We start from the raw sequence: 26,402 nt of genomic DNA, 5'->3' as shown, positions 1-26,402 counted from the left end.
ATTTTATCCGGAAATGAATTCAAGTAGTTTATGTGGCAGAACTGTTTTAACGATCTTCCTCACTGCACTTAGCAGGTTACCTGATTTAAACAAAGTATCTGCAGAGAACTGATCCGCTTTTTCATCTATTTCAATAGTTACAGGATGTTTAATCTCCGTAATACTGCCATAAGTCAGTTTTTTAAACCAGACTGGTTTATGTTTTGTATGCGTAGCCATTTTGCCGCAGCCGATATTTCTGATAAGATTCGTGTTTGGGGTAATGGTCCAGCCTTTGTTAAACCATACCGTCATGAACCACTGTATATCCCATGTATCGATCTTTTTACTATAGATGGTTTGCAGATCATCCTGTAATTGTGTATTTAAACCTTCTCTTGATATATCTTTGTACCGGTTTAAAGTATAATCATATTTCTTCCAGGCCCTGCGCCAGCTTGCCCATCCCCAGATATGCGTATAATATGAAAAGTAATAGGAACCATCCCCTCTTGTAGTTCCCATCTGGTAGTTGGTTCCGCTGATGTGCATGATCTTTTCATCCTTTCTGTAACGTTCCAGTAAATTGCTACAGAATGAAAAGAAGGTAGCATCCGGCAAACAATCATCTTCGAGAATGATGCCTTCTTCCACGTGTTCAAAGAACCAACTTATTGCATTACTTACCGCCTTGCCACAACCCTGGTTAGTGATCTGGAATAATGTCTTCACATCACATTTCCAGTCTATCCGTTGTAATACAACCTGCTTTGTTTTCTCACACAATTCTGCATCTTCCGGTTTGTTGAATCTGGGCCCATCTGCTGCAATAAATAATTGTACAGGCTGTTGCAGACGGATCTGTTCAAAGATCTTCTGCGTCTGTTCCGGACGGTTAAATATCAGTAGTAATATGGGCGTTTGTAATCTCATTATTTAATCGCTTCCAATGCAACTGCGTTATCAAACCTTGAAGATTCTTCTACTAATCTGAACATATCATCCGCACTGTCATTAAACCGGCAGGATCTTACTTTTTTAAAACCTGCTTTTTGTAGAATATTACTAAGAGAAAGTGTGTCCCACATATACAGGTGTTCATGATTACCCAGTGTAGAAGACAAAAGGTTCTTCATACCCCTTGGTCTTTGCTTTTTTCCCAGCATGGTTTTTTCGAGGAATCTGGTGTTTGCTGTTTGATCATGATTGGCAAGATCGGCTACATATTCTCTGGCAGCGGATTCCAGATCAGGCACTACACATCTGAAATAGCCACCGGGTTTAAGGATGCGGAAAGTATTACTCACAGCCAGCTGGCAATCTTCATATGAAAGATGTTCCAGCACATGAGAACAATAAACGCCATCGCATGCATTTTCACTGATACCCGGTAATTCTTTAAGGATATTTCCCTGTAATACATCTGTAGGGAATGTTACATGCATTCTGGTCCGCAGGAATTTACCTATTACCGGCAGTTGCTGGATGCGTAGTGTAGGTGATGCATCAAAATTTTTCCAGCCTTTGGGAGCGGAATATGGTCCACAGCCATATTGTACATATAACTTACTCATTGCGGTTTTCACTTTTCATGTTCTTGAAAAAATATGTGTAATAGGTCTTCGCAAAAATGACATATCCGGCTTCTTCCATATACTTTCCTATTTCACTGTTCTGCATGTTAGAGAGCAGGAAAGGATTTAATTCTACAAGGATGTAGGAGGGTCTGTATTTCTTCCAGTTATTTGATCTCAGCACCTCCATATCCAGTCCTTCCGCATCAATGGTGAGGAAGTCGATATTGGTTCCCAGCGGCAGGTAATAATCCAGTATATCTGCCAGGGGCCATGTTTCTATCTGTTGTTCTTTAATTACGTGATACTTCGAACCCTCGGTATACTCTTTTACTTTATCTGTTGAAAAAGTGTTTAATGCCGTTTCATTAAAAATGTAATAGGTGAGATGTTGCCTGGTAGCTGATACCCCTATTTCAAGATTAATATCCAGCGGTCTGTATTTATTAAACAGGACCTGTGATCCCGGCATGGGATCTATATTGATGCCTGTCCAGTTCTTTTTATAGAACAGATAAGTATTCGACACACGGAAAGGGTGGTGTGCTCCAACATCTACATATACACCATTTGTTTTACTGTCAAAGATTCTTTTCAGTATAAGATCTTCTCCTTCTGAACTATAGGCCGGCACCATGTATCGTATTCGCGGCACTAATTTCGAAACGATGTCTGCAAATATCTTTTTAACACTAGTCATTTCGTGATTGGCTTTTCTCGTATTAAGACGAATACACTTTCTGTGAAAGTTCTGACGGAATTTAACACCTCTTTGATATCTGCCAGTGCTAATACCGGGTTCGGCATCTTCTTTGCAAACGTTATTACTTTCCTGCTTTTGTCAAGAAGTATAAGGGTGATACAAACTGATACATATGATGCCACAGTGGCAATAGCTGCACCCACTCCTCCCATTGATGGTATCAGCAGCACATTGATTCCTGTATTCATTATTATACCCGCTACAGTAGCATATAAATTTGCTTTATAAGCACCTTCTACTATCTGGTATTGCATGATTACCACACAGAGAAAAACGGGAATATTAGCCCATATATGTATAGTGAGTATAAACCCTGAGTGGGGGTATTGTGCTCCATATAATATCCCTGTAAGTTTTCCTGCCATAAATGACATCATCAGAGCTATCAGCATGCTTACATAGAACGAGAGTCTTAACCACTTCTCTATTGTGTGATAATATTTGCTGAGGTCCGTCTGTTTTTTTTTGATGAGCCCGGGCAGGAGTGCTGTTGCAAACACTGTTGGGATAGTATACCATAATTCTGAGATTCTGGTGGCGGCTACGTATTCTCCCAATTGTACCGGATTGCCGAATGTATCCAGCATTAGTTGGTCAGACTTCATGTATAATACTACCAGGAAACCTGTGAACATCAGCGGCCAGCTATACCTGATTAATCTGCGAGCTTCTTCTATACTGATGGATGCAAAAAAATTGATAGTATGTTTTCTAAGGTAAAATGTAAGGATCACAAGATAGGTAATCAGCAACTCCGCAAAAGATAACCAGACAAATGTGGCAAGTGATCCATCCAATGAAATAAAAATTAGTTTGACTGCACAGAAAATAATAAACACACTCACTTTCGGAATGATCACCTGTTGAACTTCATTTTGAGCCTGGTAATAATAATCGAACACATCGAACGATTGCAGGACTATATTCATTCCTGTGATAATGATACATAAGAGGTAAAGAGGTGTTCGCTGTTTAGTGATACCCACAATAACCGTACAAACCAGGAAGGACAGCATCCCTGCTGCAATGCGCATGGTCAGTGCCGTAGATATGATGCTATCCTGTTTCTCTGGCAGGGACATCAATTCCTTTACCACTATTCTATCCAGTCCCAGTACTGCCAGTCCGCCTGCAATAGCAGTCAGTGCAATGGAAAAATTCCATATACCAAATGCTTCCGGACCAATATGCCGGGCTATCAGGGCCATTGTAACAAGACCAAACAAGAGTCTCGCAAATTTATCAATGAGCAGCCAGCTGCTATTTTTTAGTATCTTATGCAATCCTATGTTTTAATTTTTTGAAGAATGAACGCATTTTTCTCGTTTGTTTACTCCCCGTATAAGAATATGAATAGTGATCGTAGTAGTAATATGTATGGAAGGAGTCCTGTTCTATACCATTGAATATAACGCCTGTTTTACGGAAGAAACCGTCTTTTATATTCTCTGCCACGGAAGTCAGTTTGGTTTTCAGTGTATAATTGTAACGTACTACAAAGAGGGTACAGTCAACGAACGGAGAAACACTTTTAGCATCAGATACGATTCCTATAGGAGGTGTATCTATCAGAATATAGTCAAAGCGGTCTTTTAGTATATTGATCAGTACTTTCATCCTGTTCCCTTCAATAAGTTCTACGGGGTTTGGAGGAATAGGGCCAGAAGATATCAGGAATAAACCTTCAGAACCGGGAACCGGCTTAATGATCTCATCTATAGTCTTGTTTTCCACTATATAGTTAGTGATTCCCACTTCGTTATCCATGCCCAGTAACCGGGATAACTTTGGTTTGCGCAGATCCAGTTCCAGCAGTACTACTTTCTTGTTATTCACCGTTAGTGAATTCCCCAGTTGGGCGGTCATAAAGGTTTTTCCTTCTCCGGAAACACTGGATGTAATAAGGATGGTCCTGGAAGAAGTTTGTTCACTCAGCAGGAACCGCAGATTAGTGCGCAGGCTATAGATCTGTTCAAGCAATATTGACCTGTTGTTTAGAGAGATATCTTTATTCTTTTCTTCCTCCAGGTATATCTCAGCCATAATAGGCAATCCTAATGTTTGTTCAATTTCGCTTTTATTCAGAACCTTATTGTTCATGAAATATTTTATATAGATATAAATGGAGCAAAGCATTAGCCCTGCGGCGATGAAACCAACAAATACGAGTGTCTTTTTTGGAGATTCAGGTTTATCGGGTACGAATGCAGGAGCAATAATTTTGTTATCCGTCACATTACTGGCATATGATACAGCGGCTTCTTCTTTCTTTTTCAGCAGGTAGAGGTAGAGATTTTCCTTTACGCTTTGTTGTCTTTTAATATTGATATAGTCTCTTTCATAAGCCGGAATATTTGCGATCCTGGACTGGATCTGGTTCACCTTGTTCTGCATTTGGTTTTGCGCCACTCCTGCATTACGTTTATATCCTGCAATGTAATTCCTGATTGTGTTCCTTCCATCTGTTACCTGTGCATCAAGATTCTGGATTATTACACTACCGGGCTGGAGGGAGAGGGCCAGTTTTTTCTTTTCTTTCAGAAGTTCTTCATACCGGTTAATCATGGCTGTCAGCGACTGGTCTACATTACCTAGAACAGGAGCAAACGGGTAGTCGTTCCCGGGATCATTGATATAAGTTTCCATTTGATCAAATACGGATAACTCCATGCTCGCCTCATTGAGTTTTTGATCCGCATCTTTTACCTGTTCCAGCGCTAGTTTGGAATTTCCTTCAATATCAGTGATGCCCCGCTGTACTTTAAACAGTTCTTCCTGTTTTTCCAGCAAGCCCAGCTCGTCTTTAAGCGAGTCTATGCGCACTGTAAGGAAACGAATTGTTTTGAGTGCTACCATGTTTTTATCATCCAGTGTGTATTCATTATAGGTATCAAGCAGTGCATTGAGGAAATGGGCGGTCCGTTGTGCCACACGGTCTTCGTAAGTGACCAGCACTACTGTTGCATCCCGGTTCACCAGTGCTGTTCCTATATCTTCAATTTTCTGATAAGCAAGTTGTGCAATTGAATCCACCTGGATCCTGAATGTAGGTACATACATATTTGCAGCCTGTGGATCGTAAGTGATGCGAAACCTGTCTTTACGCATAGAAAAAGACTCTCCTGAATGTATAGTAAATGGAACTGTAGAAGCGTTGTCTATACTTTCTATCCTTAATGCTCCGTTTTCAGGAGTTACATCAAAAATATAATTGCCTGTTTTTGAGCTGTCACTGAGAACGTGGATGTTCAGTGGATTGTTATCGTATAACTCCTCATTACTTACGGTCCCTTTTTTAAAGTAGCGCACATTAAACCCATTATCCAGGATCACTTTCCCGACCAGAATAGGGGATTTCAATACTTCCATTTCATTTTCTATATTCTTGCCACTATTGAAGAGGGAAAGAGATTTAAGCATGTCCATTTCTTCACCCCCTTTCTTTTCATCCTTCAGGTATAATTTAGCACTGGAAAGAAATCTGGGTTCGGCATACTTCAGATAATAGAATGCCCCGGTAAAGGCAATAGCAATTACAATCATGTATAAGGGCCAGTGGAAGATAATCTTCTTAAACAGATCATTTATATCAATGACCGCATTTTTATTATTTCTTTCAATGTTTTTATCCATATGATTTATATCTCTATTTAACCGTAACGATGATAAGCGTGCTGATAAGTGATAATACTGCTATAGCTGCCGGGAAAAATTGAAGAAGTGTGGAAGCAGAGAGAGCCTTACCCCGTCCTGGTTTTACATAAATAACATCGTTATTATTCAGATAATAATAAGGAGAGGATAATGTTTTGCTGTTGTTCATATTCAGGGAAGCATATTTTTTTACGCCATCTACTTCCCGGATAACCATAATGTCATCTCTAAGTGCGGTGGTATTCATATCTCCTGCCATACTTAATGCATCCAGTACAGAAGCTCTTTCTGCGGGTACTTTAAAGGAACCGGGACGGGCTACATCTCCCAATACGGAAACCCTGAAATTAGTAATGCGGGTAGATACAAAAGCATTGCGGATAGTTTTGTCAAGGCTCTCTGCTACAATAGCATCGATCTCTGCAGTGGTCTTATCCCTTACCAGTACTTTACCGGCCATTGGTAAATTAATGTAACCGGCACTGTCTACCAGGTAACCCTGATCTATTCCACTTGCAGATGAAGACGTAGATGGACTCAATGATGCGGGATTCAGGATCATAGAGATGTCTTTGTCAATAGTAGTAATAGTGATCTGAAGTACATCGCCAGGCTGGATCTTTAGTGGCTGCAATCTGTTATTTGTTTCTGTACCGTTCGCTTTTTCAATGTCATTGAAGTACGTTAGTTTTTTAGTGTTTACACAGCCTGTTAGAGTGCACAGGACCAGCATAAATAATAGAAATTGGATTTTAGGAATCATGTTTAATTGATTAAATAACCCTTGGGGTTTATGTATTTGTTGTCCTTATTTGAATGCTGTTACGTTGTTACTTCAGCAGGTACCGGGCTGCGGTTCGTTAATTTCTTCCTGAGCATTTGCTGAACCGGTAATTCGTAATAGTAGTTTATCGAAATGCTTAAGGGTAATAGTATTGCGTAGAATAATAATAATGTGAGAGGAGAGTGGTAAATATCACGACTGATGCTGAAGAAGTCTGTTATTATTACAAAAAGTACCATTAGGGGAAAGTGGATCAGGTAGATGGCATAACTGGCATTCCTGAGTACCGATATCCATTTTATTTTAAAATTTCCATAGGAATATTCCAGGAGTGCCAGTGTAAGCACGAATAGAGGAGAAATGACGGAGCGGAAAAAGGTATTCCTGGCAATATCAAATAGCCGGGTATCGGCAGCAATACTTTTGGCAGGCAGCAGCTTTTGCAACCATACCATGGATGCTGTTCTGGTAAAGGAAAAAGTATATTCACATAAGATGAATATCCATAACAGGATGGATAGTGCTATAACACTGTTTGTTATTTTTCGGGCATTGTTCTTTTGAATGGCCCATTTGTATGTATGATAAACAAGTGCACCAAGGAAGAAGGAATAGAGCCCCTGTCCCACCATCGGGTAGATATATTGGATTATGGGAGCAGATACTATGATAGCAATAATCACTAACTTCTTATGGTTTAGTTTAAACCAGCAAAGAACGAAGAATACGAGGTAGAGCAATACTTCTACTGATGCAGACCACGAGGGGCCGTTAAATCCGCTAAAAGAAGGCGCTTTTTCAAATCCCCAGGTGTGAATGAGAAACAGATGTAATATAAAATGTGGGGTATCATTGTTATGGACTATAAAATAATGTCCGTTCAGATTGTACATGATGGGTTGAAGCACAACCAGCGACATCAGGGTAATAAAGTGAACAGGGTACAGGCGGGAAAGCCTGAAGACTATAAAGTTGTTGAACGAAGTTTTTCTGCTGGCAATTTTATCTCCATAAAACCAGAAGAAAATAAATCCGGAAAGAAGGAAGAAGAGGTCTACAGCATACGGAGCAAGGTTATAGAACATTGCAAGGTAACGATACAATGGTAATCCCACGCCTTCTAATGTAAGAGGAGGCATAAAGTCATCTGTATAAAAGAAAAACTGCCAGTGGGACAAAACCACTATAAATGCGGCAATACCTCTTATAACATCCAGACTAAAAAAATATTGGTGACCTGATGATTGAGGAGCCATAGAATAGTGTATGTATAAAACAAAAGAAAACCAATAGCGATTGGGTAGTCACTACATACTTAAAGGCTATTTTGGGGCCTGATTGAATATAACATTCTCTGACAAATGGAAGGTAAACCAAAATTGTCAGTTGTGCAAAATTGAGCGAAAAAGCCTTACAGCAGCGTCTGCATGGCGTTAAAAGAAAACTTTTTGTTATAAATAATTTAAAATGAACAATAGCGATGTTATTATGTATTTAAGAGAGCAGATAAATTTAGAATTGAATGATACGGATAAAAAAATTAGCCAACATCCTATTACACTTTTTACATAGCTTAAGAAAAAATCAGCAAGTCGATATCCTGGTATTAGGAGAATTACTGTCAAGACAAAATAAACAACTGACTAATATTGATCATCTCGCTGAAGCCGAGTTCAAAATTTTCTCACAGGGTGGAGATGATGGTATTATTCAATTTCTGATAAATAAGATAGATATACCGGATAAAACATTTATTGAGTTTGGTGTAGAACGTTATATAGAATCCAATACCCGCTTCCTCCTGAAACATGATAACTGGTCGGGGTTAATTATCGATGGCTCTGAAAAAGCAACTGATTTTATAAAGACAGACGATATTTATTATCAGCATGAGCTAAAAGTGGTCACTTCTTTTATTACAGCAGAAAATATTAATGAACTAATCTCTTCTCAGGGAATAAAAGGTGAGATTGGACTATTAAGTATAGATATAGATGGGGTTGATTACTGGATATGGAAAGCGATCAATGTAGTGCAGCCGGTGATCGTAGTAATAGAATATAATAGTGTATTAGGGGCTGAAAGGGCACTCACAGTGCCTTACAAACCCGATTTTATAAGATCCAGGGAGCATCACAGCAATCTTTATTTTGGGGCCTCTATTATAGCCATGTGCACACTTGGGGAAGAAAAGGGATATGCATTTGTGGGTTCTAATTCCATAGGCAATAATGCTTATTTCGTTAAAAAGAACCGGTTAGGCAGCTTAAAGACTTTAACTGCGAAACAGGGATATGTATTGTCTAAGTTCCGTGAAAGCCGGGATATGAAAGGGAACTTCACTCACCTGACGGGGGATGCCAGGTACGACCATATTAAAGGATTGCCGGTTTATAATATATCATCTGACAGAATAGAGTCTCTCTGAAAAATTGCCATGAATATATTCAGTACTATAGCAAAGAATGTTTATGTGTTCTTATTTGCCCGGAAAGCATTTTACAAATTTAACCTGTTGTTCTACAAACTAAGTATGGCAGGCATCGGCATCCGTAATTATGAGAACGATCATGTAAGCGGAGAAAAGGCGTTTATCAAATATATGATTGCCAGAGATGGTTTTAAAGACGGTGTTATATTAGATGTAGGTGCTAATGTAGGCCATTATGCCATTATGTTGCGGAAGAATAAAATTGCCCTCCCTATTTTTGCTTTTGAACCGCATCCTGTAGCATATAAGAAGCTGGAGCAGGCAGCGTCCCTGCATCAGTTCATTCCCGTAAAGCGTGGAGCAGGAGAGAAGTCTTCCGCGGCCATCATCTACGACTATGCCGGTAATGCGGGTTCGGAACATGCAAGTATGTATAAGGAGGTAATATCTGATCTGCGCAACAGCGCAGTAGAAGAAGTGAGTATCGATCTGGTATCGATAGATCATTTTGTAGTGGAGAATAACATCTTAAAGATCGCACTGTTAAAGATAGATACGGAAGGACATGAGCTGAATGTATTGAAAGGAGCACGTCATACCATTGAAAGAGGGATGGTAGATGTGATCCAGATAGAATTCAATGAGATGAATGTTATTTCCAGAACATTTTTCAAGGATATTATTAATGTATTACCAGGGTATAAGTTCTACCGTTTGTTACCTGATGGTTTAAGGGCACTCGGTACTTACAATGTAGTTGATTTTGAAATCTTTGCCTTTCAGAACATTGTGGCATTAAAGTGCTGATCAGTCAACAAGTACAATATCTAATGCTGCCAGAAAAGAAAGGGCGCCGGGTAAATTAAATCTGGCATTCTTTACTTTATTGGTTTTAGGATCTATAAAGTAATTCTCTGCATCTACAAAGTTAGCCCCGGTAAGATCAGTATTAAAGAACCGGACATTTCTTAAATCTGTACCGGTAAAATTCGCACTGCTAAGATTACATTCACTGAAATCCATATCTTCTCCTATACATTTAATGAACTGACTTTTCTTCAGGTTCTTCCCGTAAAAATTAGAGTAACTGATTTGTGAATTATTAAAGCTGATCGAAAAAGGATTGCTGGCATCGCACCATAAGATACCAATAGCTTTTGAATTGATCACTTTTATACCTGTCAATGCCGTACGTTTAACTTTGATCAATGAGAGGTCACAATCTTCAAAAGTACATTTCTCAAAAGTACATTCAAGAAAGGTACATCCTTTCAGGTTAGACTTGTAAAAGGTGCAGTCATAAAACTCCCGCCCCTCTACTATTTTGTCCTCATAACTGATGTTTTCAAACCTCTTATGCTGGTGCAGTATCTCCCCATTGCTCATAAAAACAAAGATATTTAAATATTTTCATATTGATTATCAGTAGTATAATAAGTTTTTTACAGGAAAAAATGAACTACGCAGAAAGACTGCGTATATGTACATGCATATTTGCACTGTCGGGTCAAGGGTAAGTTACTTCTCCAACTTTGAAAAAGATTACTTATCCAATTACCCACATTTTGAAGCAGTAGCTCAGGTGGTTAGAGCAAAGATTTAAAGTTTTAACATTACCGTTATGGTCAATTAGAACTTACTTCTAAAGGGATTCTTAGGTCGTTGGTTCGAGTCCAACCTGCTTCACTGATAGTTAAGGTCAATTGTTACTTACTTCTATTTTACTTTGGAAAAAACAGTAACAAAATTATCTGATTATAAATTGAATGATAATGAACAAGTTATTAAAAGTTAGTTTACGCCAGCAGGCAATTATTATTCCAGATGGAATAGCGCAGCATGAGAATAAAATGTTACTGGATCGTACTGCGATACTGGTAGCCAATCTGGCAAAACTGGGATATGGAGTAGGGCCTGAGCTGTTAAAGGCGTTAAACGCAACTACCGTGGCAGTACAGGAAGAAATCCTGGAAACATTGCGTGATGTAATGGGAATGAATAAAAACTGGACACCACTGGTGAAAGGTTGGAATGTACCTACAGGAGAATCTGTCCTGGATCATTTAATTACGGCCTTTAATAATTTCTTTGGAGGAAGAGGTACTGCTTTACCATGCGGTCATATAATTCCAGCTCATACCTTTCCCCTGGAACGTTATAATGGGTGTCCTTTTTGCGGAGCAACTTTTCAATATGGAGAATTGGAACATACTGGTCAGGGTAGCAAATTGAAAGTACTTGAGAAATGGACAACTGCAGATGCACAGGCTTTCCTGGCAGATTTGTTGGCATCTAAAACAGCACTGGATGCAACACAAATAGATAGTCTTAAAATATTACTGGCACATTTCCCTTTGCCTGCCGCAAATGTAGGAATGAAGGAAACATTGATGCTGGTAATAGATACGCTGGTAGAACAGCAGGATGCCGAAAAAGCGCAGGTATTATTTTCATCTCCTGCAGATGTATTACGTTACCTGTGGTATAAGCATACTGGTTTCTTACAGATAATTGAACCTAAAACGATCCTGAAGAGGCATAAAAATAATCACCAGCATATTCGTCCGGAGCAGGATAAAAGTGCTATTGCACAGATGTTCACAAAAGCGGGATTAAAATTAAAATACAACCGTAAGCAATGCCTTATGGTAGCTGGTTGGTTGAATAATATGGATATGGATCTGGAGCGTATGTGCGAGATCATGCATCCTAAACGTGCCATGTGGATCCGTTTCATCCGCGCTTTGCGTTTGGCAGAATATAGTAAACGTTCTGGTTTTGAAAAGTTGAAGGAGCTGCTGGATTACTTTTATAATGAAGCATATACTGTTTGGCAGGGACGTGTGAATCATTACCGCTTACGGTCTGATATGGAGAAAACAATGGAACTACTTAAGCAGCGCCCTGGCCTGTTTGCCCGTTCCCTGTTTGCCAATATGCTGTGGTTTGGTCCGGATGATACTATTGCGGCCTTTAAGGAAGTGATTGACAAAGTACCTGCACGATTAGTGTTAACACTGGGTATGTATGCAGATAATTATTTCAATTTTTCAATAGACCGTATAGTAAAACCATTGGGAGGTAATAGTAAAACAATACCAGCTCATTCGTTACTGTCAATATACAATTATGAGGAGCTGGCGTCAATGAAGCTGGTTGTGGAATCTTTATCAGAACTTGCTGTTCAGCGCCGTTTTGCAGCGATAGAGAATGCGCATACCTCTATGTATATAGACCCATTGCTGTATAAGATTCCGGTAGCAATCGGAGACAGAAGTGAAACAGTGCAGGATATGCCGGTAGCATTACAGGGAACCCGTTTCGCTGTAGAAGGAGATACTGTTCGTTTATTTATGCAATGGGGAGTGGGATTAAAGGCACAGCACCTGGATATGGATCTTAGCTGTATGATCGCTTACAAGGATAAAACAAATATTTGTTCCTTCAGTTCCTTAACTCCATTTGGATGTAAGCATAGCGGTGATATCAGGCATATTCCGGAAAAGATAGGTACTGCGGAGTATATTGACATAGATTTAATTTCACTGCAAAAGGCAGGCGCCATCTATGTAACATTTACCTGTAATGCCTACACGGCCGGTAGTATCACGCCTAATTTGGTGGTGGGATGGATGAATAGTAAGTATCCAATGAAGATCTCTGAACGCACCGGTGTAGCTTATGATCCATCCTGTGTACAGCACCAGGTACGCATCGTGAATAACTTATCAAAAGGATTGGTATTCGGTGTGCTGGACGTACAAAGCCGTGAAATCATCTGGCTGGAGATGCCTTTTGGCGGACAGGTAGTACAAAACCTGGATGTGGCAAATGTTACCGCTATTATGCAACGGTTAAATACCAAATTGAGCATCGGTAATTTACTGAAGATTAAAGCAGCAGCCCAGGGCCTGGTGTTAACAGATACAGCAGTGGCAGATGAGGTGTATACGGTTGAGTGGGCCTCAAATACAGCAGCAGTAACAAAGTTGCTGGTAGACTAAAAATAATAATTACATGGTTCCATTAAGGCATCCGAATAAAAAAAGGGGCTGTATCTCACTTACGAGGATACAGCCCTTTTTTATAATTTTATAGTATTACATACCACCATCCTTCTTTTTCATCTTTCCACTCATCATTATACAGTCACCATCTTTCATCATCGTTGTTTTTCCGTCTTTCATTTTTACAGATCCGTCTGTCATAACTTTAGTACCATTAGTCATGGTCATTTCTTTAGTCATTTCCGTTGTTTTTCCTCCTTTCATCACCCACATTTTTCCCTCATCCATCATAACACAGTCTTTCATTTTTTTACCAGCCTGTTCAGTGTGATGCATTTTTTTGCCTTTCATAGTTGTGCTATCCTGGGCAAAAATGTTACCTGCGCACATAAGAATTACAGCAGAAACAATTAATAACTTTTTCATAAAACAAACTTTTTTGTGTGAATTACAGGTTTTTTAAAATAGCTTTTTTAGCTTTAGAAAAAATCTTGAGGCACAGGGGTAACAGGAGTATAACACTTTATATGCCAGTAATTTAGCGGCCTCCGGCATATGTATTAACACCAGACCTCCCATAATAGTTTTAAAAACTTTTTTATCTGCGCAAAAAAACTGCGTACATGTTTTGCAGCTTTGTAATATGAAAACAAATACAATAAACGGGAATGATCTTATAGCCGTAGGATATGCAGAGGGAAGGATTCTGGGGCTGGCGCTGGATATATTAAATGCTCATTATAAAGAGCAGCAGGCCACTACGGTGATAGCTCTGTTTAAAGATGTTAAAAATAATCCGGAAAACTTCCTGGATGATCCTGTACTGGAAGAACTTGCTACAAAGATCATAGAGGAAGCGAATGCTCCTGCAGATGATACAATTGCACTGAAAACAGTAGCCGGTAAGTATGCGGTATATGGCGATGCAAATATTGGTAAAGGGGCTAAAGACCAGATGAATATTGCCATGACATTACCGGTAACTGTTGCCGGGGCTTTAATGCCGGATGCGCATCAGGGGTATGGATTGCCAATTGGAGGTGTATTGGCGGCAAGGAATGCGGTAATTCCTTATGGAGTAGGTGTAGATATAGGTTGCAGAATGGCCTTATCAATATTTGATATTCCGGGAAGTCATTTCAATGAAAATCATGCAAAATATAAGCGTGAGCTGATAGCACATACGAGGTTTGGTGCCGGTCACGGTTATCAGCATAGAGATAGATCCCAGCATGCCGTACTGGACAATTCAACATTTAACATGACACAATTTGTCAGTCAGTTGAAGGATAAGGCATATTCCCAGCTGGGAACTTCCGGAGGGGGAAATCACTTTGTGGAATGGGGTATCATTGAATTTGCTGAAAAGGATGAAGTGCTGAATATTGAGAAGGGAAGTTATGTAGCTTTATTGTCACATTCCGGTTCCCGTGGTATGGGAGCTACAATTGCAGGATATTATACACGATTGGCAAAGCAACTGTGCAAGCTACCTCAGAAGGCGTCCAACCTGGCTTACCTGGATCTGAATACTGAATCCGGACAGGAATACTGGCTGGCCATGAATCTGGCAGGTGATTATGCATCTGCTTCTCATGAAATAATCCATAACAAACTGGCAAGAGCTATTGGAGGAAACCTGCTGGCGAAAGTAGAAAACCACCATAATTTCGCATGGAAAGAAATGTGGAATGGGGAAGAAGTGATTGTACACCGTAAAGGGGCTACTCCTGCCGCCAAAGGAGTGATGGGGATCATTCCCGGCTCTATGACGGCACCGGGCTTCCTGGTGCGCGGAAAAGGGGTAGAGGGTGCTCTAAATTCAGCTTCTCATGGGGCTGGTCGGCAAATGAGCCGTACAATGGCCATTAACAACATATCAAAAGATGAGATGGTTGCCGCACTGAAAGAGAATGAGGTAACTCTGATAGGAGCTGGACGGGATGAAGCGCCGATGGCTTATAAAGACATCAATATGGTGATGGATGCACAAAAGGAATTGGTGGATGTAGTGGCTAAGTTTCATCCACGGATAGTGAGAATGGCAGATGATGGTAGCAGTGAAGATTAAACGGTATCACTTTTGTATGTGGTACAGTGTTAATTCCTGGCACATATGAAAAATAAACAGACTCACGTAATAATAAGGCAACGTATCCGGAAAGAGTGGTTTTATGTAGCTCCGGGAGTATGGGGGATACGTGACAAAGTTGTAAACGTATATCTCGTGCATGATCCCTCCAGTAATCATTGGGTGCTGGTAGATACAGGACTATTTTCTACAGCTGCAAAGATTAAAAGAGTTGCAGAACAGCTCTTCTGGCCGCAGGTGGCACCTTCTGCCATTGTACTCACTCATGGACATTTTGATCATGTAGGTTCTGCAAGGAAATTGTCCGACGAATGGGATATTCCCGTATATGCACATTATCTGGAAGCTCCCTATCTGACAGGACGTTCAGCATACCCTCCTCCGGATTCTTCTGTCGGCGGCGGATTATTCAGCTGGTTATCTTTCCTGTATCCCCGGCAGGCGCTTGACCTTGAAGGGCGATTGTTATTATTGCCTGAAAATGGTAAGATTCCAGGATTAAATGAATGGAAGTATATCCATACACCGGGGCATGCACCAGGACATATCAGTTTATACCGCGAAAGGGATGGCGTATTGCTGGCAGGAGATGCATTTGTTACCACCCGTCAGGAATCACTAATCTCCGTCATCACCCAGGAAAAGATAATCTCTGGTCCGCCAAAGTATTTCACGTACGATTGGCTGGCTGCAGAGAGATCCGTGAAAACACTGGCAGGATTAAGACCTTCAATGGTTGCATCCGGTCATGGCAGACCTATGGGAGGAAATGACCTGGAGGCTTTACACAGCCTGGCTGAAAATTTTAAGGAGCAGGCAGTTCCCAGCTCCGGCAGATATGTGGATGATCCTGCAGTTACAGGAATCAGTGGTGTAGAATACTTGCCAGTGGTAGATAACAGGAAATTAGTATTGAAAGTTGCCGCAACGCTGGCGGTAATTGGAGTGGGTATATTTTTACTGAACAGAGTAAAGAAAAGTCTGGAATGATAATCTACCACCTCATCAGTGGTATGCATGGTGTAATGATAAGAATGTCTTTATTTAACCTGATCTGTCAGGTTAAATAAAGACATTCTTATTCTAACTATTAAAAGAATTATAATAATTGATCAACGAATCATAATCATTGTTTAACGTAGAAATATCACTCTCTGTTAATTCCCCTTTATCGGAGCCATTGCGTAACACCTTCCTTGCATCAAGCAGAAAGCTATGTAATCTTTCATAAAAAGATGTGAACTGTGTATCCTTATTCGCACCTTTCGCTTTATCCGTATTAATGCCGGCATGCTTAGCCTGAGCCGCTTCCAGCGCATCATACAGTGATTTTGCATTATCACTGATACTGGTATATTTATCACCTCCTTGTTCCAGCAGGTCTATAAATTCCCGTACTGATTTCATATCCGCTTTCATCGCAATGATATAATCTTTTAGCGGACTATCTTTCAGAATAACTTCTTCACTGGCATCAGCTACAGTTTCCACCTTTTTCATCAGCTCACTTTTTAATGTATAAGCTGTTTTCATTTTACTGCGGATGGTATCTATCAACTGAAAACCTTTAGCTCCTTTATCATCTTTATAATCCTGTGCAGTGAGGTAATCGTGGAGCTCATCATTAGAAGCTTTAATGCTATTGAACAATGTTGTATAACTGGTCACTTTTTCCTTGAAAAACGCCTGGTCAGCTTTACTCAGATCGTCAGAAGGTTCATCGATTTTTACTTTTCCGAAGTTATGACTGGGTCTTAAAAACGGTTTTGTAATACCGATAAAACTAAAGCGGTCTTCTGGTTTCTGAAGAGCACTTTCTATCTTGTCGGTATTATTTGCCACTTGTTCCAGGTAGTGATTATGGTTATTGGACATATCCACTATCAGGTTTGTGTATTCAATAATGTTACTGGCAGATTCCGAGGATTTATCGTTGTAAGAGCCACTGTTATTTTTACAGGAAAAGGCTGTTACAAGTAATGCTACTAATAGAAATAAACGGACAATCTTCTTCATTTATTTAAAAGGTTTGGTTTGAACAATTACAATAAAGATTGTTGTAACAATACATCAATCTCTGGCATGTTTTTTTAGCTTAAATACTTAATCAAAACTTGTATGTTATGAAAAAAGCATTCACCCGGGAAAGTCCTCAAACAGGGCAATCCCATAAGCCGGTAAGGGTTGAAAACAAGGATAACCTGGACAGTCGAAAGAATGAAGAGCAGGATGATAAAGGAAACAATATAACCCATAATAAGAAAGAAACGAAAGACAGGAAAGACAGCAGGGAACATTCCTGATTTCATTACCTGATGCAAAGTGATTAGGTCCCTTTTATCATGACCATTGTGGAATCTATTCCTCAGGTAATAGAAGCCATCAATAAACTACTATATTTCATTTTACAGGTTCCACTTAATGTATTTAAGTGAAACCTGTGAAAATGAAATCCCTGTCCTATGAAGATGTGAAATTACATCCCTGTATTGAAACTGAGAAGAGTAGTAACCCGGAATTTCATGCGTAAATGTACGTATAGAGAAGAGAGCGGAAAGTCTCGTTAATAATTGGTTACCTGAAGTTAGAACCCCTTTTGGAATGTAAAAATTACTACCAGGAACTTCCTGTTTATTTAGTGATATCCTGCCATGATTAGATAATTAAATGCAATTTTAAGGTTGCATTAACTGATTTTACATGTGATTTTTCAACTAATTAGTTGTTTTTGATAAAAAGAAGTATATTTATGTTATGAATTTAAGAATGAGCATATGGTTACCTCAGAAGACGTGCAATCATTTTTACAGGATTTTAAAATTAAGTTAGGTATTTGGGGAATAGTATTCCGGGATGACAGAGGTAAGAATGCCAAAACTCTTTTAAGCCTTGAAATTACACCTGCTTACAGGGAAGCAATTTGAATGAGTTGAAAGTAACAGATTATAGTGAAGGACCTAAAACAGAAAACCTATATGGAGGAGCAGACATGTGGGTGTTTGGGAAGAAAATAAAAGAACACGAAGTCTATATAAAGATCACCCTTGGAGTAGGCGGTGCACAGGTTATCTGCATTTCATTTCATATTGCAGAAAGTCCTATGAAGTACCCTTTAAAACATCAATTTTTATGAAAAGTCCATTTACCGGCGGAGCCACAAAGTTAGAAAAAGAACCACGCGTACTTGAATACAGGAAAGATACATTTGAAATTTTGCATCATTATTATTTATGTGTTGATACCAGGGAACAATTTACAACTACGCAAATTGATACCCTTAATATTAATCAGGTACATAATAAGTATAGAGAAAAATATGGTATTCCTTTTACAGACGAAATAAAAAACATAAGGGATAAGTATGAATTAAGTGCTGCAAAAATGAGTGAGGTGCTTGGTCTTGGAGCAAATGTGTACAGGAATTACGAAGCAGGTGAAATGCCCAGTGTTGCAACAGGCCGGCTAATAAGATTGGCAGAAGATCCGGAAGAGTTTAGAAAGTTGTTGGAGATGAGTAGGAATTCATTAGAGCAGTATGAATACGAAAAGGTGAAGAAGAAAGTAGATCATGCGCAGAGCGGGGAAGGAAAAAGAACCGGAATGTGGAAGGGATGGCTGTTTGGTAACGAATATCCAAACATACATAATGGTTATAGAGTACCGTGTCTGGAAAGAGTAGGCAATATGATTCGTTTCTTTGCTCATCATAATACTCCATTTACAACTGCATTGAATAAGCTTATGTTTTATGCAGATTTTGGGCATTTTAAAAAATATGGACAAAGCATTAGTGGTATATATTATAAGGCCCTGCCTAAAGGCCCTGTACCGGAAAATTATGGAGGTATTTATAATTATGTTGTGAATACTGGTTTCGCAAAAGTAGAAGAGAAAGATTTTGGAGATTATGTAGGAGAGCAATTTGTTGCTGACGATCTGGTTATTTTTGATGTGGAGCATGGACCTTTTACGGCTACGGAATTAAAGATGATGGAGACTGTATCGGAAAAGTTTAAAGGCTGGAGTACCAGAAAGATTGTAGATATAAGTCATGAAGAACCTGCCTGGAAGAATAATATGGGTGCGCGTCATAGAATAAGCTTCGAGTATGGCTTTGAGTTGAAAAACATTGATTGATAGGGAAATAAATTATGATTCTGCAAGAGTTACGACTAGCAGCAGAAAAAGAACATATTAAAAAGAAACGGAAACAAAAATAATATGCCCTTTTTATTCTCCCGCAACACCTATTACTAATTCCGTTACCTGTAAGCAACTGCGTGCAGGTTTCTTCTCTCCGGGCACTACCAGTTTGTAAGGTCCCTTTCCTTCAGGTAAAGGTTTTCCATCCATCATATCAGATAGTATCACTATTCTATCTGTAAAGTTATTATCCAGTTCCGCGAGAGAGAATACTACTTTATAGCCGTCTGCACATTTCACCAGCATATATTTAGCGAGGTTTTTGCCCCGTAACTGGGCTCCTGTGGTAGCACCTGCACTGTCCAGTATTTCAGAAATGGCTATACCCGTATAGGTGTGCGCTTTACCGTCATGATCATTTGCGCTGACAGTCACCCGTTTCATTTTTGCAAAATCGGTGGGATAAAGTTGGAGCTGACGTTTCACTTCTCCCGATACTTTTATAAAAGATTGCGCCTGTAATGTGGAGAAAGTAAAACAAATGAACAACGTGAGAAGAAAAAAAAGTTTCATTTTCATGGTTATTTATTGCCATCAAAAGTATATTAAAACCACAAAAGCTAAACAATATTATTTTTTCTATATGCTTAATATAATGAAAGACAATTTTAAATTGCTACAGTATATTACATGTACCTCATAAAGTATTGATACATAGCGCCGTAGGATATATAACCCCTATATAATCCCTATCTAACTCCTATTTATCAGTCATATAATCCCACCTTATATAGATAGGAATTATATACGTCTTATATTACTTATCATAAGAGATTTTCGTTAAATTGAGGATACCAAAATAACCATCAAACACCATGGCAAGACTTACTAAAGGAAGCATCGACTTTACAGGTAGTATCGGAGGAGTATCCGCTTATAAAAGAAGGGATATGGAAGGTACGATTATGCGCACTAAAGGCGGAGCTTCAAAAAGAAAAATTAAAAATTCTCCTTCTTTTGAAAGAACCCGGGAAAATAATTCAGAATTTGCCGGCCGTGGCAGGGCCGCCGGCAGACTTAGATGGGCTCTTACGTTTGTACGGCATCTGGCTGATTACAATTTTACTTCAGAACTGTCCAAATTAAGTGGCCTGATGCAGGAAGCAGATAAAACGAATGTGAAGGGAGAAAGGTCCATCCTTTTTTCTCAACATCGTGATATGCTGGAAGGGTTTCGCTTAAATCAAAAGAACCCTTTTGACAGTGTGGTAAGGCTCCCCCTCAAATGTGAGATATCCAGGGAAACAGCAAGTGCTTATGTTCAGTTGCCTAACCTGCTGCCGGATATTAATCTGTACCTGCCCTGGAAGTATCCACTGTTCCGGTTTGTAATTTCACTACAGGCAGTTTCGGATATGCATTACAATTATCCAAAGTTATCACAGAAAGATACTGACAGCGCTCCTGCGGAATACACCGCCTGGCAAACAACATCGCTGCCATATGCAGGAGAACGCATAGATTTACAGTTACAGGATAAGAGTAAATTGGATGATTCATGGACCTTTATCCTCGCTATCGGTATCGAAATGGGTATGCCTGTCAGCAATACGATAGTGAATACCGTGAAATATGTTGGTTGTGCAAAGATCCTGACGCTGGGGTAACTGCCCCGTATATATTCTTTTAATTCCCCGTTTCTTCATTTTGGAGCCCTCTCTGCAAAGTAGCAGAGACCGGTCAACATACAAAAGCGTCAACGCATATTGGTATTAATCAATGTGAGTTGACGCTTTTTAATATTCGCAAATCATTTAACGTTTTACAGCTACTTTTTCGGTACATTACCTTAATCAGTGAATGTTTGTTGCAGGATAATTATTTAATTGGGGGAATTTTATTAAAGGAAATAAGCATATGAAGTTTTTCCGTCTTTTGAAGCCCTTAATTACCATAGGCTCTCATGTAATAACGGATGAACGTAAGAGGCATCTGTGCATCAATGTGAATACTATCAGCCTTATCTCCGCCTTATTGGCCATCACGCTCGCTCCTACGATATATTTGTTTACAGGTCAGAAGATGATCTTATTCCCGGCGTTGTTAGAATCCGTTTTGTTTGGCGGAGTCATCTATCTCAATTATTTACAAAAATATACTCTTGCCAATATTGGTTTCTACATACTGCAATATACATCCGTAATTTATTTCAGTATCATATTGGGGCGGATGGCCGAAGCACAGTTAATGGCGATATTCCTGGTTGGGTTAGCAATGCTGATTTTCAGCAATATATATTTACGGGCATTCTGTGTTTTTATTACACTGATGGGGTTACTGTTGCTGGAGCTAAACTATTATTTCGAAATGATAGACGTATTGCCCATTCCCCATGAGCAATTGCTGATTATCCGCTGGATAGCTTATCCGGTGGTTGTTTTCCTGAATATCCTGGTATTGCTTAATTACGAACGGAATAATAATAAACTGATCCGGCAGCTGGAGCAATCTGCCATAAAACTGGAAGCCTATTCCAGGATACAGGAAGAGGCGAACCGTGCCAAAACTGATTTTGTGCGGGAAATCAGTCATGAAATCCGGACACCGCTGAATGCCATCTTCAGCATTAGCCAGTTACTTAAAATGGATATGCAGTATAATGAGCAATTGAAAGCTTTTAAGCCTGAAATTATACATCTGCATGCTGCCTGTTATAATGTGCAAACCATTATTAATGACGTACTCGAGCTGGCAAGGATTGAATCCGGTAAGCAGGATGAGCCGTTAGTAGAATATTTATACCTGCCTGGCCTGCTGGCCGATATAGTGGATGTATGCCAGTATATTGCCAGCCTGAAATCTATCACATTGCTGCTGGTAGTGGCAAAAGATTTCCCTGCAGATGTAATGGGAGATAAAACAAGATTAGTACAGGTGATTAATAACCTGCTGACGAATGCTATTAAATTTACAGCTCATAGCAGTACTGTTACGTTGACGTTAATAAGAGAGAAAGAGACCTATGTGCTCACAGTTCAGGATCAGGGTAAGGGGATTGCATCCGATAAGTTAGCTGACATTTTTGAGCCGTATGTAAGCGAACATTCAGATTTTATTAAGGGCACCGGACTAGGTCTGCATATTGTGAAGCGGCTCGTTGAATCTATGAACGGTACTATTACTGTAAGCAGTCTCCGGGGAATGGGGGCTTGTTTTGCGGTATATTTACCCCTGATGGAGGATCATGAAAAAGGAGAGATTGCGCCTATACTCCAGCAAGTAGTAGCAAATAGTTATAACCATCAAAAGATCCTGGTAATTGAAGACGATCGCATGAGCCAGGTGTACATCGCTCAATACCTTGAAAGACTAAACTTAGTAGTCGTGGTAGCAGACGATGGCAAAGAGGGCCTTTCAAAAACATATGAACACCATCCGGATATTATTCTGATGGATATGCAATTACCTGACATGAGTGGGCTGGACATCCTCAAACAGCTTCAGGCAGACCCTTTGCTAAAAAAAATCCCTGTACTGGCAGTATCCGGCGATGCATTTAAGGAAGTCAGAGATGCTGCAATTTATGCAGGAGCAAAGGAGTTCATTATTAAACCTGTGGATTTCAGGATACTGCATCTTGCATTGAATAAGTATCTGAACGAACAATCAGCAAAAGAAACAGAAGTGCCGTTTGCCCTAAACTAATTTTATGCAGGTAGTCATTCCCCGGCTTTATTGCCCGTTCCCTTCACGGATCAATCCACTGGTGCACGTTGCTGATGAACATACAACACAATGGGTCAGGCAATTCCAGCTGGTCCCTTCTCATGAAATCCTGGAGTTTTATCAACAGCAGAAATTTGCCTGGATGGTGGCAAGAATGTTTCCGAATGCAGATCAGGATGCTCTGTGTGCATTTTGTGATCTGAATACTTACCTGTTTTTCCTGGACGACCTGTTTGATCATCCTGGTGCACAGTCCGAATTTAACGGTAAAGACAAATTCCGGTATTTTGTAAAAAGACTGGTGGATATCCTCCGGAATAATGAAGAACCTTCTTTGGAAAAGGATGGTGCTATGTTTGCCGCATTGGGAGATCTCTGGCAGCGATTAAAAAAGATGAGTGATACTTCCTGGCAGCAGCAGTTTATCGATGGAATTATCGCCATCTTTGAAGCCGCTGTGTGGCAGTTTGAGAATGAACGCCAGCAGGTTCTTCCCAGCCTGACAGATTACATGCAGAAGCGCCAATATCTTGGTGCTGCAAATGTTGCAACGGATACTATTCCGGTAGCAGAACGTATTGCTCTACCCGGATATGTTTATCATCATCAGCTAGTACACCGGCTTACGGAATTATGCCGTAATACAGTTTGCTGGGCCAATGATCTGTTTTCATTCAGTAAAGAAATAGAGCACCTTGATAAATATAATATGGTGGCTATCCTGCAAAGAGAAAATAACCTGTCACTCGATGATGCTATCATGGCTACTGTTCGCATTCACGATGAGCAGGTGGAGGAATTCATCGCCTTATCTAAAAAAGCAGCTATTTTTGATGAAGCAGAAAATACTGCTTTATCAAATTACATAAATGCACTGGCCGCATTGATGAGAGGTAACATTGACTGGAGTGTAAACGAAACCAGCAGATACAGTTTTATTTATCATGATGAACCATCACTGGGAGCAGGAGTGTACCAATTAAAAAGAGGCAACAGATAAATTCTGAAAATAAATACAGGAAAAGTGTAAGTTTAAGACTGGCTGATATACTATTGAATAAACTATTAAAAGATGAAAACACGTATGTATCTGAAAACCATTGTTATCTGTTTAACCCTGGGTATAGCTGGTTTTAAACCATCATTTGCCCAGCATAAAAAAGGGCTTTTATGGGAGATTTCCGGTAAAGGCATGACAAAACCCGCATATTTATTTGGAACTGTTCATCTGTACGATACTTCCTCCTATTATTTGCCGGAGGCTCCTTTTGCCTTACTGGATAAAGTAAAGAAAGTATACTTTGAAGTGGACTTCGGGCATATAAATACTAATGATATAATGGAGGCCATGTTTATCACTGATACTACTCAAACCATTGATAAACTACTGGATGCGGCATCACTGGCAAAGTTGAAACAGATGGCTGCGGTTTCTGCCACGTTAAAGATGTTTGGCGACAAAATGTACAGTCTTAAGCCTATTTTTTTACAAACCATATTGATGAATAATGATGGTAAAGCATCCTCGGTAGATATGGAGCTGTATAAAGCTGCTATCAATAAAAAAGATTCTGTGGGAGGATTGGAAACTATCAAAGAACAGATGGATGCAATCAATGCTATCAGTATCCCCGTACAAACAGATATGCTGCGGCAATCGCTGTTAAAGAATATGTCTTCAGAACAGATGTTAAGCCAGCTGACCGCCATCTACGTTAAACAGGATATTGAGAATATGCTTAATGAAATAAATGATGATATGCCACTGGATGCCAATTTTAATGAAGTGCTATTGATTAAAAGAAATGTGGTTATAGCAGACAGGATCGATGCGTTGCTTCGTAAAGAGAGTCCGTTGATTGCTGTAGGAGGAGGGCATCTGGGAACTGAAACAGGACTGATAGCATTGTTACAGAAAAAAGGATACACATTGAAGAATATTCCCTTTACGATTAATAAGAAGCATTAATAATGACCAAAGCCGAATTTCTGGATCATACTATGCCACCCCAGGAAATCGAATCTTTAATTGCAGAATTTAATTAATATAGTATCGCCGGAGAGTTATTTCTCCGGCGAAATTGTTTTTTACCTCCATAATTGAACAGTTTGCCTCATTTCTTTGTTTAAAAGATGAAAAAGGGTGAAGTTGCAGGGGCATATGTTCAAAAGGGGGAATAAATATCTCATATACCATATTATAGGAAGCATCGCTTTTCTGGTATTACCTTTGTTCCTATCGCCCCGGCCTCCCGAAGAAATAGGGTTTATTTCAAGACCTACCATAAGAGATTTTATTGGGAATTTCCTGATGTTATTTGTCTTTTACCTCAATTATTACCTGCTCATTCCGGTATTCTATTTTAAGAAGAAGTACATTGTTTATACTTTTATTGTATTAACAGCATTTCTGCTGATCTGTTTATTACCATCCCTTTTAACGGGTTATGTTCCGTGGGGTGAACATCGTCAGGAGATGTATGTGATGCCTCCGGCGCATGGCAACTGGATGCCTCCCCACCCAATGGGTGGTAGTTTTCCTGAACAGATCAGACATCATGTTTTTCTCTTTATGATTGTGATTCTCGCCTCTGTATTGCTGAGGATAAGAGACCGCTGGTTCCAGGCTGAAACTGCCCGGTATAATGATGAACTCAGTCACCTGAAAGCACAGATCAATCCTCACTTTCTGTTCAATACGCTAAATAGCATCTATTCACTTGCGCTGGCAAAAGACGATAGCGCACCGGATGCCATAGTGGAACTGTCGGATCTGATGAGGTATATTATTAAAGATGTTGACAAAGATAGGGTGCCTCTGGAAAAAGAGCTTAAGTATATCAATAATTATATCGCTTTACAGCAATCCCGTTTGGGTAGAACAGTTAAAATAGTATATGAGGCAAATGTACAGGCGGCAGATAAAATGATTGCACCGCTGATCATGATTTCATTTATAGAGAATGCATTCAAGTACGGTGTAAATCCGGATAAAATATCTGAGATCATCATCAGGTTGCAATTAAAAGAGAATATTCTTAGTTTGTATGTTGCCAATAAAAAAGTAGCTATCGCTGGTGTAGACGGAGAGGGAATAGGGCTTGAAAATACGATGAGACGTTTGCAGCTGTTATATCCATCCCGGCATCAGTTGCATATTGAGGATACCGCCAGTGATTTTTCTGTGCAACTTTCAATGCATTTAACATGATAAAGGCAGTAGGAGATGATGATAGGAGCAGTTATGAG

General features: G+C 39.7%; 24 protein-coding genes and 1 tRNA gene. 14 read left to right on the top strand and 11 right to left on the bottom strand.

The window, feature by feature from the left end:
* Nucleotides 1–3: 3 nt before the first annotated feature.
* Genes BM176_RS00535 through BM176_RS00505 form a run of 7 tightly spaced genes read right to left on the bottom strand, consistent with a single transcriptional unit; the run spans nt 4 to nt 8,010 of the window.
* Nucleotides 4–912 carry a hypothetical protein gene (locus BM176_RS00535; RefSeq protein ID WP_090098491.1) on the bottom strand — a complete coding sequence of 303 codons (909 nt, stop codon included), beginning with the start codon at nt 910–912 and terminating at the stop codon, nt 4–6.
* Nucleotides 912–1,553, bottom strand: a complete 642-nt coding sequence (locus tag BM176_RS00530; RefSeq protein WP_090098489.1) for a class I SAM-dependent methyltransferase — start codon at nt 1,551–1,553, stop codon at nt 912–914. The genes BM176_RS00535 and BM176_RS00530 overlap by 1 nt, the downstream gene beginning before the upstream one ends.
* A complete protein-coding gene (locus tag BM176_RS00525; protein ID WP_090098487.1) occupies nt 1,546–2,253 on the bottom strand; it encodes an FkbM family methyltransferase in 708 nt (235 codons plus the stop codon). Before BM176_RS00525 ends, BM176_RS00530 begins: the two co-directional genes overlap by 8 nt.
* On the bottom strand, nt 2,250–3,599 hold the full coding sequence (locus BM176_RS00520; RefSeq protein ID WP_090098478.1) for a flippase: 1,350 nt from the start codon (nt 3,597–3,599) through the stop codon (nt 2,250–2,252). The genes BM176_RS00525 and BM176_RS00520 overlap by 4 nt, the downstream gene beginning before the upstream one ends.
* Nucleotides 3,592–5,949: a GumC family protein gene (locus BM176_RS00515; RefSeq protein ID WP_090098476.1), complete on the bottom strand. Its 2,358-nt coding sequence runs from the start codon at nt 5,947–5,949 to the stop codon at nt 3,592–3,594. The genes BM176_RS00520 and BM176_RS00515 overlap by 8 nt, the downstream gene beginning before the upstream one ends.
* A 13-nt stretch (nt 5,950–5,962) precedes the next feature.
* On the bottom strand, nt 5,963–6,733 hold the full coding sequence (locus BM176_RS00510) for a polysaccharide biosynthesis/export family protein (RefSeq protein WP_090098474.1): 771 nt from the start codon (nt 6,731–6,733) through the stop codon (nt 5,963–5,965).
* A 59-nt stretch (nt 6,734–6,792) separates the two neighbouring features.
* Nucleotides 6,793–8,010 carry an acyltransferase family protein gene (locus tag BM176_RS00505; protein ID WP_090098472.1) on the bottom strand — a complete coding sequence of 406 codons (1,218 nt, stop codon included), beginning with the start codon at nt 8,008–8,010 and terminating at the stop codon, nt 6,793–6,795.
* 266 nt (nt 8,011–8,276) lie between these two features.
* Here BM176_RS00505 and BM176_RS00500 point away from each other — a divergent pair, with 266 nt between their 5' ends.
* Both BM176_RS00500 and BM176_RS00495 read left to right on the top strand, forming a co-directional pair.
* Entirely contained in the window at nt 8,277–9,182 is a 906-nt protein-coding gene (locus BM176_RS00500; RefSeq protein ID WP_255373391.1) for a hypothetical protein, read from the top strand.
* A 9-nt stretch (nt 9,183–9,191) separates the two neighbouring features.
* Nucleotides 9,192–9,992: an FkbM family methyltransferase gene (locus BM176_RS00495; RefSeq protein WP_090098470.1), complete on the top strand. Its 801-nt coding sequence runs from the start codon at nt 9,192–9,194 to the stop codon at nt 9,990–9,992.
* On the opposite strand, the gene BM176_RS00490 is transcribed toward BM176_RS00495, so the two are convergent.
* Nucleotides 9,993–10,571, bottom strand: a complete 579-nt coding sequence (locus BM176_RS00490) for a pentapeptide repeat-containing protein (RefSeq protein ID WP_090098467.1) — start codon at nt 10,569–10,571, stop codon at nt 9,993–9,995. It lies immediately after the preceding gene.
* A 181-nt stretch (nt 10,572–10,752) separates the two neighbouring features.
* Here BM176_RS00490 and BM176_RS32330 point away from each other — a divergent pair.
* Both BM176_RS32330 and BM176_RS00485 read left to right on the top strand, forming a co-directional pair.
* Nucleotides 10,753–10,871, top strand: a tRNA-OTHER gene (locus BM176_RS32330).
* Between the two features lie 86 nt (nt 10,872–10,957).
* Nucleotides 10,958–13,189, top strand: a complete 2,232-nt coding sequence (locus BM176_RS00485) for a hypothetical protein (RefSeq protein WP_177230257.1) — start codon at nt 10,958–10,960, stop codon at nt 13,187–13,189.
* 96 nt (nt 13,190–13,285) lie between these two features.
* Here BM176_RS00485 and BM176_RS00480 read toward each other — a convergent pair whose 3' ends face one another.
* Nucleotides 13,286–13,618, bottom strand: a complete 333-nt coding sequence (locus BM176_RS00480) for a DUF6799 domain-containing protein (protein ID WP_090098464.1) — start codon at nt 13,616–13,618, stop codon at nt 13,286–13,288.
* A 217-nt stretch (nt 13,619–13,835) separates the two neighbouring features.
* Between BM176_RS00480 and BM176_RS00475 the strand changes: the two genes are divergently transcribed.
* Together BM176_RS00475 and BM176_RS00470 are read left to right on the top strand one after the other, a co-directional pair.
* The gene (locus tag BM176_RS00475) at nt 13,836–15,263 is read left to right on the top strand and encodes an RtcB family protein (RefSeq protein ID WP_090098462.1); all 1,428 of its coding nucleotides are present in this window, start codon (nt 13,836–13,838) and stop codon (nt 15,261–15,263) included.
* Between the two features lie 45 nt (nt 15,264–15,308).
* Complete coding sequence (locus BM176_RS00470) at nt 15,309–16,274, top strand: MBL fold metallo-hydrolase (RefSeq protein ID WP_090098460.1); 966 nt, start codon at nt 15,309–15,311, stop codon at nt 16,272–16,274.
* Between the two features lie 93 nt (nt 16,275–16,367).
* On the opposite strand, the gene BM176_RS00465 is transcribed toward BM176_RS00470, so the two are convergent.
* Nucleotides 16,368–17,300 (bottom strand): YiiG family protein, encoded by a 933-nt coding sequence (locus BM176_RS00465; protein WP_090098458.1) that lies wholly within the window; start codon nt 17,298–17,300, stop codon nt 16,368–16,370.
* 107 nt (nt 17,301–17,407) lie between these two features.
* On the opposite strand from BM176_RS00465, the gene BM176_RS00460 reads away from it, so the two are divergent.
* The 3 genes from BM176_RS00460 (at nt 17,408) to BM176_RS00450 (ending at nt 19,421) form a co-directional block, all read left to right on the top strand.
* Entirely contained in the window at nt 17,408–17,587 is a 180-nt protein-coding gene (locus BM176_RS00460; protein ID WP_090098456.1) for a hypothetical protein, read from the top strand.
* Between the two features lie 617 nt (nt 17,588–18,204).
* Nucleotides 18,205–18,417, top strand: coding sequence for a hypothetical protein (locus BM176_RS32695; protein WP_218162127.1), 213 nt, complete (start codon nt 18,205–18,207; stop codon nt 18,415–18,417).
* Nucleotides 18,414–19,421: a type II toxin-antitoxin system antitoxin SocA domain-containing protein gene (locus BM176_RS00450; RefSeq protein WP_090098454.1), complete on the top strand. Its 1,008-nt coding sequence runs from the start codon at nt 18,414–18,416 to the stop codon at nt 19,419–19,421. The genes BM176_RS32695 and BM176_RS00450 overlap by 4 nt, the downstream gene beginning before the upstream one ends.
* Nucleotides 19,422–19,514: 93 nt before the next feature.
* Here the strand turns inward: BM176_RS00450 and BM176_RS00445 are convergent, their stop codons facing one another.
* On the bottom strand, nt 19,515–20,000 hold the full coding sequence (locus BM176_RS00445; RefSeq protein WP_255373390.1) for a molybdopterin-dependent oxidoreductase: 486 nt from the start codon (nt 19,998–20,000) through the stop codon (nt 19,515–19,517).
* Between the two features lie 302 nt (nt 20,001–20,302).
* Between BM176_RS00445 and BM176_RS00440 the strand changes: the two genes are divergently transcribed.
* From BM176_RS00440 to BM176_RS00420, 5 genes are all read left to right on the top strand, one after another.
* Entirely contained in the window at nt 20,303–21,094 is a 792-nt protein-coding gene (locus BM176_RS00440; protein WP_090098450.1) for a hypothetical protein, read from the top strand.
* A 250-nt stretch (nt 21,095–21,344) separates the two neighbouring features.
* The gene (locus BM176_RS00435; RefSeq protein ID WP_090098448.1) at nt 21,345–23,132 is read left to right on the top strand and encodes an ATP-binding protein; all 1,788 of its coding nucleotides are present in this window, start codon (nt 21,345–21,347) and stop codon (nt 23,130–23,132) included.
* A gap of 4 nt (nt 23,133–23,136) precedes the next feature.
* A complete protein-coding gene (locus BM176_RS00430; protein WP_090098446.1) occupies nt 23,137–24,153 on the top strand; it encodes a terpene synthase family protein in 1,017 nt (338 codons plus the stop codon).
* Between the two features lie 72 nt (nt 24,154–24,225).
* Nucleotides 24,226–25,122, top strand: coding sequence for a TraB/GumN family protein (locus BM176_RS00425; protein WP_090098444.1), 897 nt, complete (start codon nt 24,226–24,228; stop codon nt 25,120–25,122).
* 192 nt (nt 25,123–25,314) lie between these two features.
* Nucleotides 25,315–26,364 (top strand): sensor histidine kinase, encoded by a 1,050-nt coding sequence (locus BM176_RS00420; RefSeq protein ID WP_143097663.1) that lies wholly within the window; start codon nt 25,315–25,317, stop codon nt 26,362–26,364.
* Nucleotides 26,365–26,402: the final 38 nt, after the last annotated feature.

Origin of the sequence: Chitinophaga sp. CF118 (genome assembly GCF_900112615.1) — a bacterium.
Classification (GTDB): domain Bacteria; phylum Bacteroidota; class Bacteroidia; order Chitinophagales; family Chitinophagaceae; genus Chitinophaga.
Note: the sequence above shows the minus strand (reverse complement) of the source record. Positions and strands in the feature narration are given on the sequence as shown.